This window comes from Myxococcus sp. MISCRS1 (assembly GCF_026626605.1).
GTDB lineage: Bacteria > Myxococcota > Myxococcia > Myxococcales > Myxococcaceae > Myxococcus > Myxococcus fulvus.
Map to the genome: position 1 here is coordinate 5,608,043 of NZ_JAPNKB010000001.1, position 18,125 is coordinate 5,626,167.

The following is an 18,125-nucleotide window of genomic DNA, read 5'->3' on the forward strand; positions in this document are numbered from 1 at the left end:
GAGGAGGGTGTGGAGGATGGGTAAGGGTGACTCCGGGCAGTCCGGGGATGGAGCCGGTGAGTTCCTGGTCTATGTCGGTGACGACGGTGCTTCGAAGGTCCACGTCCGGCTCTTCGAGGGCACGGTCTGGCTGACCCAGAAGCAGCTTGCCGAGCTGTTCGGCAAGGATGTGCGGACCATCAACGAGCACCTCCAGAACATCCACGAGGAGGGAGAACTCGACCCGACGGCAACCCTCCGGAAATTCCGGATAGTTCAAATCGAGGGTTCCCGAGAAGTCACGCGATGGGTGGACCACTACTGCCTGCCAGCCATCATCGCGGTGGGCTACCGCGTCCGCTCCACGCAGGGGACACGCTTCCGTCAGTGGGCCACGGCCCTGTTGGACGAGTACCTGGTCAAGGGCTTCGTCCTCGATGACGCTCGGCTCCAGTCGACATCGCAGCCAGGCGAGGACTACTTCGACGAGCTGCTGGAGCGGATCCGCGAGATTCGCGCATCGGAGCGGCGCTTCTACCAGAAGCTCACCGACATCTATGCGCAGTGCAGCGTCGACTACGACGTCCAGGCCGAGGTCACGCAGACCTTCTATGCGACGGTGCAGAACAAGCTGCACTGGGCCATCCACGGACACACGGCGGCCGAGCTGATTCACGAGCGCGCCGATGCGAGTCAGCCCAACATGGGGCTCGCGACCTGGAAGAACGCTCCGAGCGGGCCCATCCGGAAGTCAGACGTCACGGTGGCGAAGAACTACCTCTCGGAGGAGGAGCTCCGGGAGCTGAGTCGTGTCGTCACCATGTACCTGGACTACGCGGAGGACCAGGCCAGGAGACGACGGCCGATGACGATGCGGGAGTGGGTGACGAAGCTGGATGGCTTCCTGCAGTTCAACGAGCGAGACGTCCTGTCTCATGCGGGAGGTATCAGCCACGAGCTGGCGACGGCCCATGCGGAGGCCGAGTTCGACCGCTACCGCGAAGCGGGACGCAAGCTGGAGGCGAGCCTCCCGAACTCGGACTTCGACCGCGCCGTCGAGACCACCCGGCAACTCGAGGGGCGGAGCCGGGGGCGCGGGAAGAAGCCTTGAGCCACGCCGGCGAGCCCGTTCGCCTGGGGGGGAAGACGACTTACCTGTGAAGTGTTGGGGAGCAGAGCATTCCAGCGTCACTGATTGCACGCTTGTGGACGTGACACTAGAAGCGCAGGCCACTTCCATTTTTCCTCCGAGCACTGATGTCCGAGCAGGACTCCCCCCCGAAGCGCGCCGCGGCATTCCTGGAAGGCCACCTTGGCGGAGGTGGCGAGATGGCGGACCTGGTTCGCTCCAAGGACTGGTCCCAGACCCCCCTGGGCCCTCTCGAGGGCTGGCCCACCAGCCTGCGCACCATGGTCGGCGTCGTGCTGGGCAACCGCTTCCCCATGCTCCTGTGGTGGGGCCCTCAGCTCCTTCAAATCTACAACGACGGCTACCGCCCCGTGCTGGGCATGAAACACCCCGCCTCGCTCGGCGCCCCGGCGTCCGTCATGTGGCAGGAGATCTGGGACGTCATCGGTCCCATGGCGGAGGGCGTGCGACAGGGCGGCCCCGCCACCTGGAGCGAACACCTCCAGCTCTTCATCAACAGCCGCGGCTTCGTCGAGGAGACGTTCCACACCTTCTCGTATAGCCCCGTCTACGACGAGGGCGGCGGCGTCGGCGGCGTGCTCGTCACCGTCCAGGAGACCACCGAGCAGGTCCAGGACAACCGCCAGCTCAAGCTGCTCGGCGAGCTGGCCACCAGCTCCGCCTCCGCGAAGACGGCCGAGGAGGCCTGCCAGACGGCCGCGCGCATCTTCTCCGCCTACGGCGAGGACCTGCCCTTCACCCTCCTGTACCTGCTCGACGACGACGCCACCCAGGTGCGCTGCGTGGGCTCCAGCGGGCTGGGGGGCTACGCGGGCCCCGCGATGCCGGAGTCGTGCCCGTTCCACCCCACGCCGGACGCGCCCGAGGCCTGGCCCTTCGCGCAGGCCGCGCACACCGGCCACGAGGTGCTCGTCGATGACCTGCGCTCGCGCTTCGGCGCGCTCCCCGGTGGACGCTGGGGGAGCCCGCCCTCGCGCGCCGTGGTGCTGCCGCTGTCGCGCTCGGGGCTGGCGCATCCGTATGGCTTCCTCGTCGCCGGCGTCAGCCCCCGACGCACGCTGGACGAGCGCTACCTGGCCCTCTTCCGGCTGGTCGCGGACCCGGTGGTGACGGCCATCGCCAACGCGCGCGCGTACGAAGAGGAGCGCCAGCGCGCCGAGGCCCTGGCCGCCATCGACCGCGCCAAGACGGCCTTCTTCAACAACGTCAGCCACGAGTTCCGCACCCCGCTGACGCTGATGCTCGGCCCCACCGAGGACGCGCTGGCGTCGTCGGCGCGCGCGCTGTCCGGCGAGGGACTGGAGACCGTCCACCGCAACGCGCAGCGCCTCTTGAAGCTGGTCAACTCGCTGCTCGACTTCTCCCGCCTGGAGGCCGGCCGCATCCAGGCCCGCTACGAGCCGGTGGACCTGGCCGCCCTCACCGCGGGCCTGGCCAGCGCGTTCCACTCCGCGCTGGAGCGCGCGGGGCTGGGCTTCGACATCGACTGCGCCCCGCTGCCCGAGGCCATCCACGTCGACCAGGACATGTGGGAGAAGATTGTCCTCAACCTGCTCTCCAACGCGCTGAAGTTCACCTTCGAGGGCCGCATCGCCATCTCCCAGCGCTGGGTGGACGGCCAGGTCCAGCTCCAGGTCTCCGACACGGGCATCGGCATCCCGGAGCAGGAGCTGCCGCGCATCTTCGACCGCTTCCACCGCGTGCAGGGCGCCCGCGCGCGCACGCACGAGGGCTCCGGCATCGGCCTGGCGCTGGTGCACGAGCTGGTCCGGCTGCACGGCGGCTCGCTGTCGGTGGCGAGCACCGAGGGCCAGGGCACCACCTTCACCCTGCGCATCCCCGCGGGCACCGCCCATCTGCCCCAGGAGCACCTGGGCGCTCGCGACACGCGGGCCTCCACCGCCCTGGGCGCCGCGCCCTTCGTGAACGAGGCGCTGCGCTGGCTGCCGGGGGGCCTGGAGGTGGAGTCGCTCGAGGTGGGCACCGAGGTGCCTCCGGAGGACAAGCGCCCCGGCTCCGCGCGCATCCTGCTGGCCGACGACAACGCGGACATGCGCGAGTACCTGAGGTCCCTCCTGTCCCGTTACTGGGAGGTGGAGACGGTGGCGGATGGTCTCGCGGCGCTCGAGTCCGCGCGCGCGCGTCCTCCCGACCTGGTGCTCACGGACGTGATGATGCCGGGGCTGGATGGCTTCGGGCTCCTGCGCGAGCTGCACGCCGATGAGCGCACGCGCCACGTGCCCGTCACCATCCTCTCCGCGCGCGCGGGCGAGGAGGCCCGCATCGAGGGACTGCGCGCCGGCGCCGACGACTACCTGGTGAAGCCCTTCTCCGCGCGCGAGCTGATGGCGCGCGTGGAGACGCAGCTGACCAAGGCGCGCCTGCAGGCCATCCAGGAGGCGCACGGGAGGATGCTCACGCGCGTCTTCCAGTTCGCCCCCGTGGGCATCGCCATCCTGCGCGGCCCCCAGCACGTCTACGAGTTCGTCAACGCGGGCTACCTGCGGCTCATCGCCAACCGGTCCGTGGTGGGCGTGCCCATCGCCCAGGCGCTCCCCGAGCTGGCCGGCCAGGGCATCTTCGAGCTGCTCGACAACGCCTACCGCACCGGCGAGCCGTACATCGGGCGCTCCCTGCGGGCGACCATCATCTCCGGCGAGGGCGGGCCTCCGCAGGAGCGGTTCTTCGACCTGGTCTACCAGCCCATGCTGGATGACGCCGGTCAGGTGGACTCCATCGTGGTGGTGGCCTTCGACGTGACGGACCTGTCCAACGCCCGGCGCGAGGCGGAGTCCGCCAGCCGCGCGAAGGACGAGTTCCTGGCGATGCTCGGCCACGAGTTGAGAAACCCGCTGGCCCCCATCCTCACCGCGCTCCAACTGCTCCGGCTGCGCGGCGGCGAGGCCGTGGAGCGCGAGCGCACCGTCATCGAGCGGCAGGTGCACCACCTGGTGCGGCTGGTGGATGACCTGCTCGACGTGTCCCGCGTCACGCGGGGCAAGGTCGTGCTGCGGCGCGAGCGCGTGGAGCTGGCGGAGGTGGTGGCGAAGTCCATCGAGCTGGCCAGTCCCTTGTTGGAGCAGCGCGGCCATCACCTGACGGTGGAGGTGGCGCGCCAGGGCCTGCCATTGGACGCGGACGCGACGCGGCTGGCGCAGGTGTTCTCCAACCTGCTCACGAACGCGGCGAAGTACACCGAGCCCGGGGGACGCATCACCGTCCAGGGCGCGCGCGAGGGGGACGCGCTGGTGGTGCGGGTGCGCGACAACGGCACGGGCATCAGCGCGGAGATGCTGCCGCGCATCTTCGACCTCTTCTTCCAGGAGCGTCAGGAGCTGGACCGCTCGCAGGGCGGCCTGGGCCTGGGGCTCGCCATCGCCCGGAGCCTGGCGGCCCAGCACGGCGGCACCCTCCACGCGGACAGCGAGGGGCGGGGCCAGGGCAGCACCTTCACGGTGCGGCTGCCCGCGCTCGAGGCGGGAGTGGAGGCCTCGGCGACGGTGGCCACGGATGAGGCGGCCTCGCCGCGGGAGGCGGTCCCGATGCCGCACCGGGTGCTGATTGTCGACGACAACCGCGACGCGGCGGACGTGCTGGCCGAGGCCCTGGACATGCTGGGCTGCGAGACGCGCGTCACCTACGACGGCCCCAGCGCGCTCCAGGTGGCGCCCACGTTCCGCCCGGAGCTGGCGCTGCTCGACATCGGCCTGCCCGTGATGGACGGCTACGAGCTGGCGAAGCACCTGCGCACCCAGCGGCCCGACGGCGGGCTCCAGCTGGTGGCGGTGACGGGCTACGGCCAGGAGTCGGACCGGTTGCGCTCAAAGGAAGCCGGCTTCGACGCGCACCTGGTGAAGCCCATCGACTTCAACACCCTGGGCTCGCTGCTCAAGCGCCTGGGGCCCGTCTCCTGACGGACGGGGAATCCACGGCATGGCGGCTGCGCTATGCTGTGGGCCTCCGGATGGCTTTGGGGGGTGGGGCCCGGGGAGAACAGACGAGGCGTTCGGGATGAGCAGCGACGTGGCGGCAGCGAAGGACGCGGTGGTGGTACTCGATTACGCGAAGCTGGTGGAGGGCGCGGACCTGTCCGCGGACATCGCCCGCGCGTATGGCCCGGATGGCATCGGCCTGCTCATCGTCCGGGGGATTCCGGGGCTGGTGGAGCTGCGCCAGGGCCTGTTGCCGCTGGGCTTCCGCTTCGCCGCGCTCCCCAACGAGGTGAAGGACCGCTACGTCCACGAGCGCAGCAGCTACTCGTTCGGCTGGAGCCACGGCAAGGAGGTCCTCAAGCCCGGCCAGTTCGACGAGTTCAAGGGCTCCTACTACAACAATCCCCAGTACGACGCGCCCGCGGTGGCGCCGGCGCTGGTGGAGAAGTACCCGGAGAACTACCTGCCCAACGTGTGGCCGGACGCGGACTTCCCCGCGCTGCGCCCCGCCTTCCAGTCGCTGGGACGGAAGATGGTGGACGTGGGGCTGCTGGTGGCCGCGCAGTGCGACCGCTACGTGAAGGCGAAGCTGGGCGAGCGGCTGTCCCCGGACGCGAGCCTTACGCGCACCATCCGCGAGTCGCGCGCGTGCAAGGCGCGGCTGCTCTACTACTTCGCCATCAACGAGGACGCGACGCCGCGCACGCGCGACTCGTGGTGCGGCTGGCACAGCGACCACGGCTCGCTGACGGCGCTGTGCCCCGCCATGTACTTCGACGCGGAGCCCGGCGCCCCGGAGCCCACGCGCCAGGACATCCCGGTGCCGGACCCGGACGCGGGCCTCTACGTGCGCACGCGCTCCGGCGAGGAGCGAAAGGTCGTCATCCCCAAGGACTGTCTGGCGTTCCAGATTGGCGAGAGCGCGCAAATCGTGACGGGGGGACTGCTGCGCTCCACGCCGCACGCGGTGCAGGCGCTGGCCCACCCGGCGAGCCGCAACATCTCCCGCTCCACGTTCGCCGTCTTCATGCAGCCCGACAACGAGGAGCACCTGCGGCCGCCCGAGGGCACGGACCCCGCCGAGGTCCGCGTGGGCGCCTTCCAGCCGGGGATGACCTTCGGCGACTTCGCGCGCGCCACCTTCGCGCGGTTCTACAACCCCTACGCGTGAGCCCCGCTCGCGCGGGGTGTCGCTTCTTCAGAAGACGGACACCTCGCGCAGCTGGGTGAAGTAGCCGCGGGACGGCGTGGGCAGCCCCGGGACGGTGCCGAGCGAGTACACCCGCACCTTGTCCACGAGCGGCGCGCCCCCGGCCAGGGGGATGTCCACGTCCCGCTCGAACGAGAACTGCGTGTTGACGTCATCCGTGTAGGGCGCGTCTCCCAGCTCCGGCGCCGGGGCGCTCTGGCCCAGCGCCACCCAGGCTCCGCCCTCCAGCGAGCCCTCCACGTGGAAGACCTCCTGGGGGCGCGTGCCGGTGTGGCCCCGAATCAGCACCCGTCGCGGGCGGGTGGGCTCGCGCAGCCGGAAGACGAGCTCATCCTCCAGTGAGCCGAAGCGCGAGATGGGCACCCGCTTCGATTCGAGCTTCCCGTCGGTGAAGGGGCACGGGTCCACCACGGCGTCCGTCTCACAGGGCTGTCCCCGGCTGACGGGGACGGCGCCGGTGAAGGGCAGCGGCACCGGGGGCGCCTCGTGCACGTCCGTGTATTCGAGCGAGCTCTGGATCCACGAGCGCTGTCCCCGCGCGCGGGCCTGCACGTACGCGAAGGGCGGCGCGAAGTCCTCCAGCATCTCCGGTCCCAGGAAGGCCTCGCCGGAGCGCGTGTCCTGGGTCCACACCACGCCCCACTCACCGCGGGCCTGCACCGCGTAGGTGTGCGAGGGGATGTCCGCCAGCGCGGGCACGTCCACCCAGGACAGCTTCACGCCGGCGGCGTCTGGATGGGATTGGACGCGGCTGTCCCAGCGGCGCAGGGGCGGCACGTCCACGTCCAGCACGAAGTGGAGGGCCAGGAAGTCCCGCGCGCCGTCCACGGGGGGCAGGTGGAGCTGGAAGTTCTTGAGGCTGGCCCAGGGGGTGGGGCGCTCCAGCAGGTCCGCGCCGGTGTCTCGCGCGGACAGCTCGTGCAGGAACAGGCCATCCGCGTCCGGCGTCACCTGGGCCCACGGCTCGTAGGCCAGCGTGGGTTGGCCGGTGGGAGGCTCGCCCGGGAGCGGCCTGGGGCCCGGGAGCTTGCGCGGGCGCATCAGCGTCAGCGGGCCGCCGCGCCAGGGCGTGCCGTCGGTCTCCAGCACGGTACCGGAGAGGAAGACGGGGGTCTCCGGCTCCAGCGCGCAGCCGGAGGTGAGGAGGACGAGGGGCAGGGCGTGACGCAGGTGCATGTCAGAAGGTCCCCTTGGCGCCGAGCGTGGGCAGAATCACCGGGATGCCGAAGTCCTTGCGCTTCAGGCGCACGGGCTGGCCGTCCTCACCCTCGTAGCCGTAGTCCCGCGTGAGCACCTCGCTGCGCGCGGTGACGTTGAAGACATCCAGGTACACGTCGAGCAGGAACGAATCGAAGACGAGGGTGCGCGAGGCGCGGAAGTCGAGCCGGAAGAACGAGGGCAGCCGGTCCACCGCGCCCCGGCCCACGGGCTTCCACTCGGGCTCGCCGTCCGCGTCCACGCCCTCGCGCATGGTGCGGTAGCCGAACTGGCCCGTCTCCGGACGGCCGGTGTTGAAGTGCGCCACCGCGCCCAGGGTGACGAAGTCGAAGCGGTAGCTGAGCGCGGCGTTGACGGAGTGCGCCTGCTCGAAGGTGTAGGGCAGATAGCCTTCGGCCATGCCGAGCTCCTCGCCATTCGGGCCCACCTTCGCGTAGCGCTCGAAGCGCTTGCTCTGGTTGAAGCCATACGTGAGCCAGCCGAACCAGCGGCGGCCCAGGGGACGACGCACCATCAGCTCCAGGCCGTAGCTGTGGCCGTGGCGCTCCACGTCCTCGGCCTCGAGGCCCCGGCGGCGCAGGTTGCTCAGCACGTCCTCGAAGTTGAACTCCAGCGTGCGCAGGAGCGGGTTGAAGTAGCCCTCCGCCGTCACCTCCCAGCCGTTGAGGGGGCGCCACTCCGCGCCGAGCGAGAACTGCGCCGCGCGCTGGAGGCCGCGTTCGAGCGCGAGCATCTCGCCCGCGGGCACCGGCAGCAGCACGGTGGCGGGCTGGTGATACAGGCCCGCGCCGGCCTTCAGCGTGAGGCCCTCCGTGAGCGCGTGCCGCACGGCGAGCCGGGGCTCCAGCGCCAGCCGCGTGCGGTCTCCGAAGCCGTGGTAGCTGTCGAGCCGCAGGCCCGGCACCAGCACCCAGCGCGCGGAGGGCGTGTACGTCAGCTGCGTGCCCACGCCCGCGAAGGTGCCCAGGATGCCGGGGCGCGAGTACGCGTCCTTCCCGTCGAAGGGCCCCACGGGCCGGAACCGGCCGATGGCCAGCATGCTCGCATCGCGGCGCTCCGCGTGGCTGAAGAGCTCCAGCTTCAGGTCCGCCGAGAGCTCCCGCGTGTAGCCCGCGCGCAGGGCCACGCTGCCCTGCGACAGTTCGTAGGAGCCCGGCTGACGGAGGCCCTTGCTGTAGGCGAGGCCGAGCCGGTCATACCCGAGCGTCAGGCCCACCTCGGCCTCGCCTCCCGCGAGGGGGTGACGGCCTCGCAGGTCCAGGCGATGGAACAGCAGACCCACGCCGCCCGAGTCGCCCGTCTCCGGCTCGCGCGCGGTGAGGCCCACCGCGTCCGACGTGCCCAGCGCGAGGAGGCGGAGCTGTCCTTGGCCCACGCGCTGCTCCACGCGGGCCTGATAGTCCCAGTAGTCCGCGTAGACCTTGGGCTCGCCGGCGTCGCGGTACACGGTGCCGTCGCTGGCGGTGTACGAGGAGGGCGCGTTGACGGCGTTGACGATGCGGGTGATGACCAGGCCCGTGTAGCTGACGCGCGCGGCGGCGGCGACGGTGGTGCCCGTCTCGGGGATGGGCACCTCCAGGAAGGCGCCGGCCTGGATGAGGTCCGCGTACGCGCTGCCGTGGAGGCCCTCTTCGCGAGGCCGGCTCACGTGCGCGTCCACCGCGCCGCCCAGCAGGCTGCCGTAGCGCGCGGAGGGGACACCGACCTGGAAGTCGAGGGACTCGACGAGGTCCGGGTACACCACCGCGTTGCCGAGCATGAGGTGGTAGAGGAAGGGCACGCGCACGCCGTCGACGAAGAAGGCGCTGGCGGCGGGCTGCACGCCGCGCACGACGGGATAGGAGAGCCCGGAGGCGAGCGTCGTCACGCCGGGCATCAGCATCACCACGCGGAACGGGTCGCCCATGGTGCCGGGGACCTCGCGCAGCTCCTGCTCGTGCAGCGTGACGCGGGAGACCTCGGTGCGCGGCCGGTCCGCGCGCACCACCGTCTCGTAGGGGTTCACCGCGAGGGGCTCCAGCGTGTAGAGCACCTCCAGCCGCTGTCGGGCTTCGACTGTCTCGGTGAGGTACAGCAGGCGGTGGCCCGGCGAGGTGACTTTCAGCGCGTGCTCGCCGGGAGGGAGCTCCAGTCGGAACAGGCCCTGGGCGTCGGCTTCGACCGTCGCCGTGTGGGTGCGGATGATGGCGCCGGCGAGCGGCTTGCGGCTGCCCTTCGCGCGCACGCGGCCGGTGAGCACCGCGCGGGTGTCCTCCACGGGAGGGGGCTCGAAGCGGTAGGCGAAGGGGACGCGAACGGCGACGGGCTGGCCCTGCGAGGTGGCGGGGTGGAAGCGCAGGCGGGGCGCGGCGTGCAGCGCGGCGCGGGCGAGCGCAACCGGCGGCTCACCGACGACGCGGGCCTCGACGACCTCGCCGGCCTCGTCGAGGGTCAGCTCCAGCTCCACGGAGACAGGCGCGTCCAGGACCTGGCCCTCGGGCAAGCGCGCGGGGGCGTCCTGGGCGAGGGTGGGAGCCACGAGGGCCGAGGGCTCGTCGGCAGACGAGGCCCGTGCCGGGAGGGCACCCAGGAGCAGCAGGAAGAGGAGGCCGAGGCGTGTCATCGCGGGGGAGGGGAGACAATCCTTCCATACGCGGGCACTTCGGGATTCAGGTCGTTGCCGGGTGTGAGGAGGTTCCGATTCACCCACCACGGCGCCGTGTCGGTGCGCCGCCCGAGCGCGATGCTGGGCCCGGGGACAGCAGCTCTGTCGCTTCCCCGGGCAAGGAGCCGCTGTCTCCGGGGAGGGAGGCCCTGCCGGAAAGACGACGGTCGTCGGAGTCTCATCGCCCACCTGGGACGGCGACTCACGGCTCCGGTCCGCAAGAAGAGAGGTCGAGCCCGCGCATGAGGTTCGCAGGGCGCGAGGCGCTGCACGACGGCGGACCTCCGTGCTGGACCTCGACGCGGAGCTGCGTCGCGATGGCGCGGGACGCGGAGACGACACCGCCCCGGAGCGCGGCTCACGGGGCGGTGAGGCGTTCGAGTCAGACGTTCGAGGCGCTGAGTCGTCGGGCGCACCAGGCATCCACGGCGGTGGCGCCGAGGACGAAGGCGACGGCGCCCGCGACGTTCTCCTTGCGAGGGCTGTGCTTCACCGCCGGGCCGAGGCTCGCGAGGTCCAGCAGGTCTCCTCCCACGCGTGCCCAGACCCACGGCGTGGGATTGGCGCGGGTCAGGATGCCGACGCCCGCCGCGATTTCGCGCAGGCCATAGGCGCGCAGCAGTCCGGTGCCTCGTCGTACGCCGAGGAAGCGGGCCAGCGCGCCGGGCGCCACCAGCTCACTCAAACCCAGTCCGATGCTCACCCATCCGAGCACCCTCGCCACTTTCCTTGCGTTCACGATGAATCCTCCCGAGGGCATGGCCGGCATGGCCGCGCCCGACGTGTGCGGAAAGGATGGGGGCGATGCTCGCGCGGTGACGCCAGGGGCTGCTCGCCTGCGTGCCGGGGTGGACGGCTTGCGGGCCCGGTGCGTGGCGCGGGTCCGGGCGTGAGGGCTCCCCCGTCGCTGAGGGCTGGGACGTGTCGTCGGCGGCCCGTGGCTTCCCGGCACGGCGCTCTCCGGAAGTGTCGCCCGTGCACGGGCTGGAGTAGGTACGAGGGGTGATGCCCACCCGGTCCTCTCGTCGCCTTGGGTTGCTGTGCCTGCTGCTCGTCTGCGCCGCGTGCGCGCGTGCGCCCCGTCCCCCTGTCACGCGTCCGCAAGATGCGCTGGTCGCCGAGCTCGCCTCCAACGTGGCGCTCATGGACGACGCGGACCCGGCGTCGCTGCGCGTGGCGTTGGACCAGAGCCTCAGCTGGCTGCGGACCCGGCCCGTGGACCACCGCTTCGTCTACGGGCCTCGCGAGGTGACGGCCGGCGAGCTGGTCTCCGCGCTGGAGCGGCTGCGCGCGCGGCTGACCGACGGCATGTCCTCGCTCGACGTGTCCAAGGCGGTGATGGAGGACTTCGAGCTGCTGGAGTCCGCGGGCGGCGAGGACGGCACGGTGCTCTTCACCGGCTATTACGAGCCGGTCATCGAGGCGAGCCTCGCGCCCACGGCCGAGTACCGCATCCCCGTGCTCTCCGCGCCGGACGACCTCATCGAAGTCCCGCTGGAGCCCTTCGCGGAGCGCTTCGCCTCCGAGCGCGTCTTCGGCCGGCTCGAGGGCAGGCGCGTCGTCCCCTACTGGAACCGCGCCGAGATTCGCGGAGGGAAGCTGGGCGAGCGCAAGCTGGAGCTCGCGTGGGTGAAGGACCCGGTGTCGCTGTTCTTCATGGAGGTTCAGGGCAGCGGCACGCTGCGCCTCATCGACGGCACCGAGCGACGCGTGGGCTACGCCGCGTCGAACGGCCGCCCGTACCGCAGCATCGGCGCGCTGCTCATCCAGGAAGGCGCCATCCCTCGCGAGCAGATGTCCATGCAGGCCCTGCGCGCGTGGCTCGCGGCGAACCCGAGCGAGCGCGAGCGCGTGCTCGACTACAACGAGTCCTATGTCTTCTTCCGCTTCCTGCCGGGCGCGGCGGTGGGCTCACTGGGGCGCGAGGTGACGCCGGGGCGCTCCATCGCCACCGACGCGCGCCTGTTCCCGAAGGGGGGCCTCGCCTTCATCCACACGGACCATCCGGTGCGGATGGCGGACGGCTCGGTGCAGTGGCGGCCGTTGTCGCGCTTCGTCTTCAACCAGGACACGGGCGGCGCCATCCGGGGCGCGGGCCGCGTGGATGTCTTCTGGGGCCGAGGCTCCCAGGCGGAGCTCGCCGCCGGCATGATGAAGCAGAAGGGCCGGCTGCTCTTCCTGGTGCCCAAGCCCCGCGCCCCCGCCGTGACGGCGCGGTGACGCGGGGCACGCAGGCGCGCTAGCGGGTGGCCACGCCGGCCTTCTTCAGCTCCTCGTCGATGACGCGGCGGAACTGGTCCACCGGCACCGCGCCGAGGATGGGCCGGCCGTTGATGAAGAACGTGGGCGTCCCCCCGGCGCCCACGCGCGTGCCCTCGCGCGAGTCCTCGGCGATGACCGCGTCGAACTTCCCGGAGTCGAGCGCCTGGTTGAAGCGCGCCACATCCAACCCCAGCTGCTTCGCGTAGCCCTCCAGCGCGGGTCGCCCGAGCTGGCGCTGGTTGGCGAAGAGCAGGTCGTGGAACTCCCAGAACTTCCCCTGCTCATGTGCCGCCAGGGACGCCGCGGCCGCGAGCTTCGCGTTCGGGTGGTTGGGCAGCGGCTGGTGCTTGAAGGCCACGCGCAGCTTGCCCTCGTACTCCTTCTCCAGCGTCTTGAGCGTGGGCACGGCGCGCGAGCAGAACGGGCACTCGAAGTCCGACCACGCCACCAGCGTGACGGGCGCGTTGGCGGGACCGCGCGACGGCGCCTTGCCCACCTCCACCTGCTGGCGAGCCCCCTCCGCGGGCGCGGGCGGCGCGGGCGGGCGGTCCACGCCGCGCTCGATGGTGCGCGCATAGACCTCCGCGCGCGGCACGCCGCCCTTCACCAGCGCCTCCGCCTTCGCCAGCTCCTCGTCGATGACGCCGGTGAAGACCTCCACCGGCTGCGCGCCGTTGATGAAGCGCCCGTTGACGAAGAAGGCCGGGGTGCCGGTGGCGCCGACCAGGCGGGCCAGGTTCTCGTCGCGGCGCACGCGCTCGGCGAGCTTCGGGTCCGCGCGGTCCTTCTTCCAGCGCTCCACATCCAACTTCAGCTCCTTCGCATAGCGCTCCAGGTCCTCCTCCTGCTGCGCGCGCGGATTGGAGAAGAGGACGTCGTGGAACTCCCAGAACCTGCCCTGCTCCCCGGCGGCCAGCGCGGCGAGGGCGGCGGGCCGGGCGCGCGGGTGGCGGTCCAGCGGGAGGTGCTTCATCACCAGGCGCAGCTTGTCGCCGTAGCGCTGCTGGAGCTGCTTCACGGTGCCGTGGCCGCGCGAGCAGAAGGGGCACTCGTAGTCGGAGAACTCCACCAGCGTGACGAGCGCGGACTCGGAGCCCTGGACGAGCGAGCCCTCCACGGGGACCTTGTAGACGACGGGCGAGATGGGAGGCCGCTGCCGGGCGGAGGGCGGGGCCGCGGCCGCGGACGGCGCGCGCGGAGCTTCCGCGACCTTGGCGGGCACGGGCGCGAAAGTGCGTCCTCCCACGAACCCCAACACGAGCCCCACGACGAGGCTCACCCACACGGATGCTTTGTGCACGACGCGACTCCCGGAATGAAGACACACCCCGGGCGCGGTCGGCCCGAGCCACCGAGGGGCCGGGCGCGTGTGGCCCGGCGTCCCTTCAGTGCGGCGAGGGCGCGGGAAGTTTCAGCGCGCATTTCCGACGCGCGCCGGAGCGGGCCGCCGCCGCGTCAGCCGAGCCGACGGCGGACCTCGTCGTCCCCGGAGGTGAAGGGCGCGGGAAGCGTCCAGAGCGCCGAGGGGTGGCGGTAGCCCAGCTCGAAGGCGGTGAGGATGGCGGGCCAGCGGTCCGCGAGCAGGGCCCAGTTGTACTCGGTGGGCTTCGAGGTGAGCGGGTTGGAGTCGCGGTCTCGCTGCGTGGCCGCGTAGTCGGCGAAGTTCCACGTCACCGTGCCCAGCTCCAGGCGCAGCAGCGGTGTCATCGCCAGGGTGAGGTCCGCGCGGGAGATTTCACCGGGGAGCCGCTCGGGAGGCGTGAATGCGGGTTGCACGGCGTCGGCCTGCTCGCGCCAGGCGAAGCAGTTGTTGGCGACCTGGATGAGCGCATCCCGCGCGGCGGGGCCGGGGCACTGTCGGGCGCGCTCCAGCAGCGCGAAGCCGGCCACCACGAGGCTCATGGCGGACATGCCCGGGAAGCGGCGCGCGAAGTCGGAGGGGGCGGGCTTCTCGTGGGTGAGGCCCTGCAGGACGGTGAAGGCGTGCTGGGACTCGTCGGGCTTCGCGCCCGCGAGGGTGAAGTCGCTCAGCACGCGCTCGGGGGTGACGCCGCCCGTGTCGGGTCTCCAGTCGAGGTAGCGCAGGGCCGCGCCGCCGATGTCGGTGAAGATGGCGACGTTGCCCTCGTTGAGCATGCGCTCCAGGGTGATGGCGAGCGACTCCGCCTTGTCGAGCGGCAGGATTCCCGGGGCCTGGAAGAACAGCCGCGCGAAGCGATGCGCGGTGGCCCAGAGCGTGCGCGGGTCCCCGAGCGGCTCCAGGTTCATGGCCCCCGCGAGCGCGCCGAGCGCGGTGGCCGCGTCCTGGGGCAGGCCATGTCCACCGAGCGCCTCGGAGAGCTGCTCCGCGCCCTTCCGCGCGGTGCCCGTGAGGCCCATGCGGTCATAGGTCCGGGCGGGGCTGGGGAGGGGCTCGCCCTGCGCGAGGTCGATGATGCGCCGGGCGATGGCCGCGCCGAGCATGCCCTTGCCGGCCTCGTGCGAGGCATGGATGGCGAAGGCGAACCAACCGGGTGTGGCCTGGCTGCCGTGCGTCGGATGGAACTCCGGGTCCACCAGCTCCTGGAGCGTGCGCGCCAGGCGCGTGTAGCCCTCGGTGATGAACCGGTTCTGCTGGAGCGGTGTGCCGGCGGGGACCCCCGTCACCGGCGCGAGCAGCTCCGGCGCGGGTGCGCTCAGGGCGTTGGCGGGCGGGGGCCAGTTCGGAACACGAAACCCGGGTTGGGTGGGCGTCTCCTCGGGGGATTTCGTCGTGATGGCCGTGCTCCGGAGCCGGGGTGGGGCCGCACTATCGCCCGATTCGCGGCGGCAGGCAGGTGTGTTGCCGGGCCTGGTGCCGAAGGGGCGCGCTCCCGGCGGCTTGCTCCCCGTGCGCCGGCCTGCCCTGTCGCTGGTTGTCCATGGGTGGGCAGGCCCCATCTTCCAAGGACGAAGGGAGGCCGTGACCATGCGTCATAGAGCGGCTGGGATGGCGGTGGCGGTCGCGGGCTTCTGCGTCCTGTTGTGCGGCGGGGGTTGCACGGCGAACGCGCAGTCGAACGAGGCCCCGAAGACGACCTCGGCGGTGGCGGCGCCCTCGCGTCAGGCAGCGCCCTCGGCGGGCGAGGTGTCCGAGCTGTGGAACAGCATCTCGGGGCTGCGCGCGGAGGTGCGCCAACTGCGCCAGGAGGTCTCCAGGCTGCGGGCCCAGGTGGACGCGGGAGCGCCGCGCGGCACGGACGCCCAGGCACAAGGCACGGATACCCAGGCACAGGGCACGGACGCTCAGGCGCAAGACACGGGCACCCAGGCACAGGGCACGGACGCTCAAGCACAAGGCACGGGCGGCTCGGGCACCCAGCCACGCCCGGAGGACGGCACGGGGACGGCGCGCGATGTCCCGCCGGCGGGGACGACCTTGCCGGCGCCGGTGGGGACCGCGGTGGTGAAGGCCACGTACTCGGGCGTGGTGCGCTCGGTGGCGCCGCCGGAGGTCGTCATCGGACAGGACTCCGGTGAGGCGCTGACGCTGGAGGTAGGCCCCAGGACGCGCGTGCTGCGGGAGGGTCGGAGCATCGGCGTGCGGGACCTGGACCCGGGAGACCGCGTCTACGCGGTGGTGGACATGGTGGGCCGACACGAGACGATAGAAATCTCGGTGGTGCGGAAGGAGGACCCCGAGGACTGAGGGCGCGAGGTCCGCTCGCGTCAGTCGTCCGCTCCCAGTCTCGTCGTCGCACGAAGGGAGGTTCCCGTCATGACGGCCTTTGACCGATACCGCGCACTCCTGCGCAAAGTCTCGAATGTGCGAGCGCGACATCCGGAAGGTGGCTCGCCCGAGGAAGATGCCTTGCTGGACGACCTGGACGACGTCTGGTCGGAGATGAGCGAGGGTGAGCGCGCCGCGGTGGCTTCCGAGCGCGCCCAAATCCTGGGGCTCGCGGAGTCGGAGGACTCCGCCCCGCCGCCCCCGGGCTGATTACTTGCGAGCCGTGGGCATGGGCGTCCCCCGCGTCCCATGCCCGTCGCCCACGGGAGGCCGCGAGGCCTCACGAGGCTTCATCCGGGCTCGCAGCACCGCGCGCGTGTAGTCCACCACCGACGCCAGCGACAGCAGGGCGATGAGCGCCACCAGCGGGCGCACCGCCGGGGGGAACAGCAGCACGCACAACAGCGCGAGCAGTTGCAGCGAGGTGACCACCTTGCCGAGCATCCGCGCCTTGAGCTCCACGCGCCGCAGGGCAGGCACCCCTCGCGCGACGACGAAGCCCACCGCGGTGCCGATGTCGCGCACGAGCAGGAGCAGCACCTCCGGCAGGGACACCAGCCCGTCCAGGTAGCACACGAGGATGGCCGTCACCATGAAGGCGCGGTCGGCCACCGGGTCGATGAGCGCGCCCAGCCGCGTGGCCAGCCCCTTGTTGCGCGCAATCCATCCGTCCAGGAAGTCCGACAGGGCCGCCAGCACGACGAGCGTCGCCCGCACCATCGCGTCGGGCACGAGGATGAAGGCCACCGCCATGGGCAGCCGGGACAGCGACAGGATGTTGAGCAGCACGAGGCTCGCCTGGCGGCGCATCTTCTCGCAAAGGTAGTGCTCGCCCGTGGTCACGCACCTGCCGTGGAGGACGGGCTGTCGTCGTTCCACCGGTCGTCACCCGGACAGAGGGCAGGCGACCTCACCGCCCCGCATTCGAGGGCTGCGAGGGAACTTCCGGCCGGCGACAATCCTCCCAGCAAGAGCCCCGAAGCCTCCTGGAGTCCCACGCTCGTGATTGCCCCCGAACACTCGTCCGTCCTCCCTCGCCGCTCCTGGCTCCTGGTCGCCGCGCTCCTGGGCCCGGGCCTCGCCGGCGCCGCCCCGTCCCTGGACGTGCGAGGCGAAGTGCTCACGAGGACCGTCGCCCAGGCCCCTGTGTCCGACGCCGAGCCCCGGGCCCCCACGCGCGAGGAGCTCGCCCGCTACACGTGGCTGTCGAAGGACGCGCGCATCCGTCCGCTGGACCTCGCCGTGCCCCCACCGGAGGGCTACACGCGGGTGGGCGTGGAGGCGGGCACGTTCGCCGCGTGGCTGCGCGGCCTGCCCCTGCGCGCGCCGGGGACACCCGTGCTGCACTTCAAGGGGGGACAGGTGTTGCCCGCGGACGACGCGCGGCTGGCCGCGGTGGCGGAGCTGGACATCGGCACGGCCAACCTCCAGCAGTGCGCGGACTCCGTCATCCGGCTGCACGCCGAGTGGCTGTGGTCCGCGAACCAGAAGGAGCGCATCGCCTACCGCTTCACCAGCGGCCACCTGGCCTCGTGGACGAAGTACGCCGCCGGCGAGCGGGCGAGGATCTCCGGCTCCAAGGTGACGTGGGTGAAGAGCGCGGCGGCGGACAGCTCGCGCGGCGCGTTCCGCGCCTACCTGGACCTGGTCTTCATGTACGCGGGCACGCTGTCGCTGGAGGGCGCCAAGGGCCGGCCCACGAAGGACGACGTGCGTCCCGGGGACTTCTTCGTGCTGGGTGGCAGCCCGGGACACGCGGTGCTGGTGCTGGACGTGGCGGCCGACGCGGGGGGCCGCCGCGTGGCGCTGCTGGGCCAGGGGTTCATGCCCGCCCAAGACTTCCACATCCTGTCAGGGGGAGGGGACACCGGGCCCTGGTTCCCGCTGGAGACCGACGCGGTGGCCACGCCCTTCTGGAAGCCCTTCCCCTGGACGTCGCTGCGCCGCTTCCCCTGAAGGGAGGCCGCGAGCGCGCGCCCGGG

At 71.8% G+C, this 18,125-nt stretch carries 13 protein-coding genes; 7 read left to right on the forward strand and 6 right to left on the reverse strand.

Annotated features, from left to right (window positions below; translation table 11 throughout):
- Nucleotides 1–16: 16 nt before the first annotated feature.
- The 3 genes from OWM54_RS22220 (at nucleotide 17) to OWM54_RS22230 (ending at nucleotide 6,232) form a co-directional block, all read left to right on the forward strand.
- On the forward strand, nucleotides 17–1,090 hold the full coding sequence (locus OWM54_RS22220) for a virulence RhuM family protein (RefSeq protein WP_141327383.1): 1,074 nt from the start codon (nucleotides 17–19) through the stop codon (nucleotides 1,088–1,090).
- A gap of 218 nt (nucleotides 1,091–1,308) precedes the next feature.
- The gene (locus tag OWM54_RS22225; RefSeq protein ID WP_267698758.1) at nucleotides 1,309–5,043 is read left to right on the forward strand and encodes an ATP-binding protein; all 3,735 of its coding nucleotides are present in this window, start codon (nucleotides 1,309–1,311) and stop codon (nucleotides 5,041–5,043) included.
- A gap of 97 nt (nucleotides 5,044–5,140) precedes the next feature.
- Nucleotides 5,141–6,232, forward strand: coding sequence for a 2-oxoglutarate and iron-dependent oxygenase domain-containing protein (locus OWM54_RS22230; RefSeq protein ID WP_223750820.1), 1,092 nt, complete (start codon nucleotides 5,141–5,143; stop codon nucleotides 6,230–6,232).
- Between the two features lie 27 nt (nucleotides 6,233–6,259).
- Here OWM54_RS22230 and OWM54_RS22235 read toward each other — a convergent pair whose 3' ends face one another.
- The 3 genes from OWM54_RS22235 to OWM54_RS22245 form a co-directional block, all read right to left on the reverse strand.
- Entirely contained in the window at nucleotides 6,260–7,447 is a 1,188-nt protein-coding gene (locus OWM54_RS22235) for a hypothetical protein (RefSeq protein ID WP_267698759.1), read from the reverse strand.
- 1 nt (nucleotide 7,448) lies between these two features.
- Nucleotides 7,449–10,007 (reverse strand): TonB-dependent receptor domain-containing protein, encoded by a 2,559-nt coding sequence (locus tag OWM54_RS22240; protein ID WP_267698760.1) that lies wholly within the window; start codon nucleotides 10,005–10,007, stop codon nucleotides 7,449–7,451.
- A gap of 508 nt (nucleotides 10,008–10,515) precedes the next feature.
- A complete protein-coding gene (locus OWM54_RS22245) occupies nucleotides 10,516–10,872 on the reverse strand; it encodes a hypothetical protein (protein WP_267698761.1) in 357 nt (118 codons plus the stop codon).
- A 266-nt stretch (nucleotides 10,873–11,138) separates the two neighbouring features.
- On the opposite strand from OWM54_RS22245, the gene OWM54_RS22250 reads away from it, so the two are divergent.
- Complete coding sequence (locus OWM54_RS22250) at nucleotides 11,139–12,353, forward strand: murein transglycosylase A (protein ID WP_267698762.1); 1,215 nt, start codon at nucleotides 11,139–11,141, stop codon at nucleotides 12,351–12,353.
- Nucleotides 12,354–12,372: 19 nt separating this feature from the next.
- Here OWM54_RS22250 and OWM54_RS22255 read toward each other — a convergent pair whose 3' ends face one another.
- Complete coding sequence (locus OWM54_RS22255) at nucleotides 12,373–13,695, reverse strand: DsbA family protein (RefSeq protein WP_267698763.1); 1,323 nt, start codon at nucleotides 13,693–13,695, stop codon at nucleotides 12,373–12,375.
- Nucleotides 13,696–13,850: 155 nt separating this feature from the next.
- Entirely contained in the window at nucleotides 13,851–15,041 is a 1,191-nt protein-coding gene (locus OWM54_RS22260; RefSeq protein WP_267698764.1) for a hypothetical protein, read from the reverse strand.
- 301 nt (nucleotides 15,042–15,342) lie between these two features.
- On the opposite strand from OWM54_RS22260, the gene OWM54_RS22265 reads away from it, so the two are divergent.
- Nucleotides 15,343–16,062, forward strand: a complete 720-nt coding sequence (locus OWM54_RS22265) for a hypothetical protein (RefSeq protein WP_267698765.1) — start codon at nucleotides 15,343–15,345, stop codon at nucleotides 16,060–16,062.
- Between the two features lie 162 nt (nucleotides 16,063–16,224).
- Nucleotides 16,225–16,353, forward strand: coding sequence for a hypothetical protein (locus OWM54_RS22270; RefSeq protein WP_255653685.1), 129 nt, complete (start codon nucleotides 16,225–16,227; stop codon nucleotides 16,351–16,353).
- Here OWM54_RS22270 and OWM54_RS22275 read toward each other — a convergent pair whose 3' ends face one another.
- Entirely contained in the window at nucleotides 16,354–16,953 is a 600-nt protein-coding gene (locus OWM54_RS22275; protein ID WP_267701159.1) for a CDP-alcohol phosphatidyltransferase family protein, read from the reverse strand.
- Nucleotides 16,954–17,247: 294 nt separating this feature from the next.
- Between OWM54_RS22275 and OWM54_RS22280 the strand changes: the two genes are divergently transcribed.
- On the forward strand, nucleotides 17,248–18,099 hold the full coding sequence (locus OWM54_RS22280; protein ID WP_267701160.1) for a DUF4846 domain-containing protein: 852 nt from the start codon (nucleotides 17,248–17,250) through the stop codon (nucleotides 18,097–18,099).
- The last annotated feature ends 26 nt before the right edge of the window (nucleotides 18,100–18,125 follow it).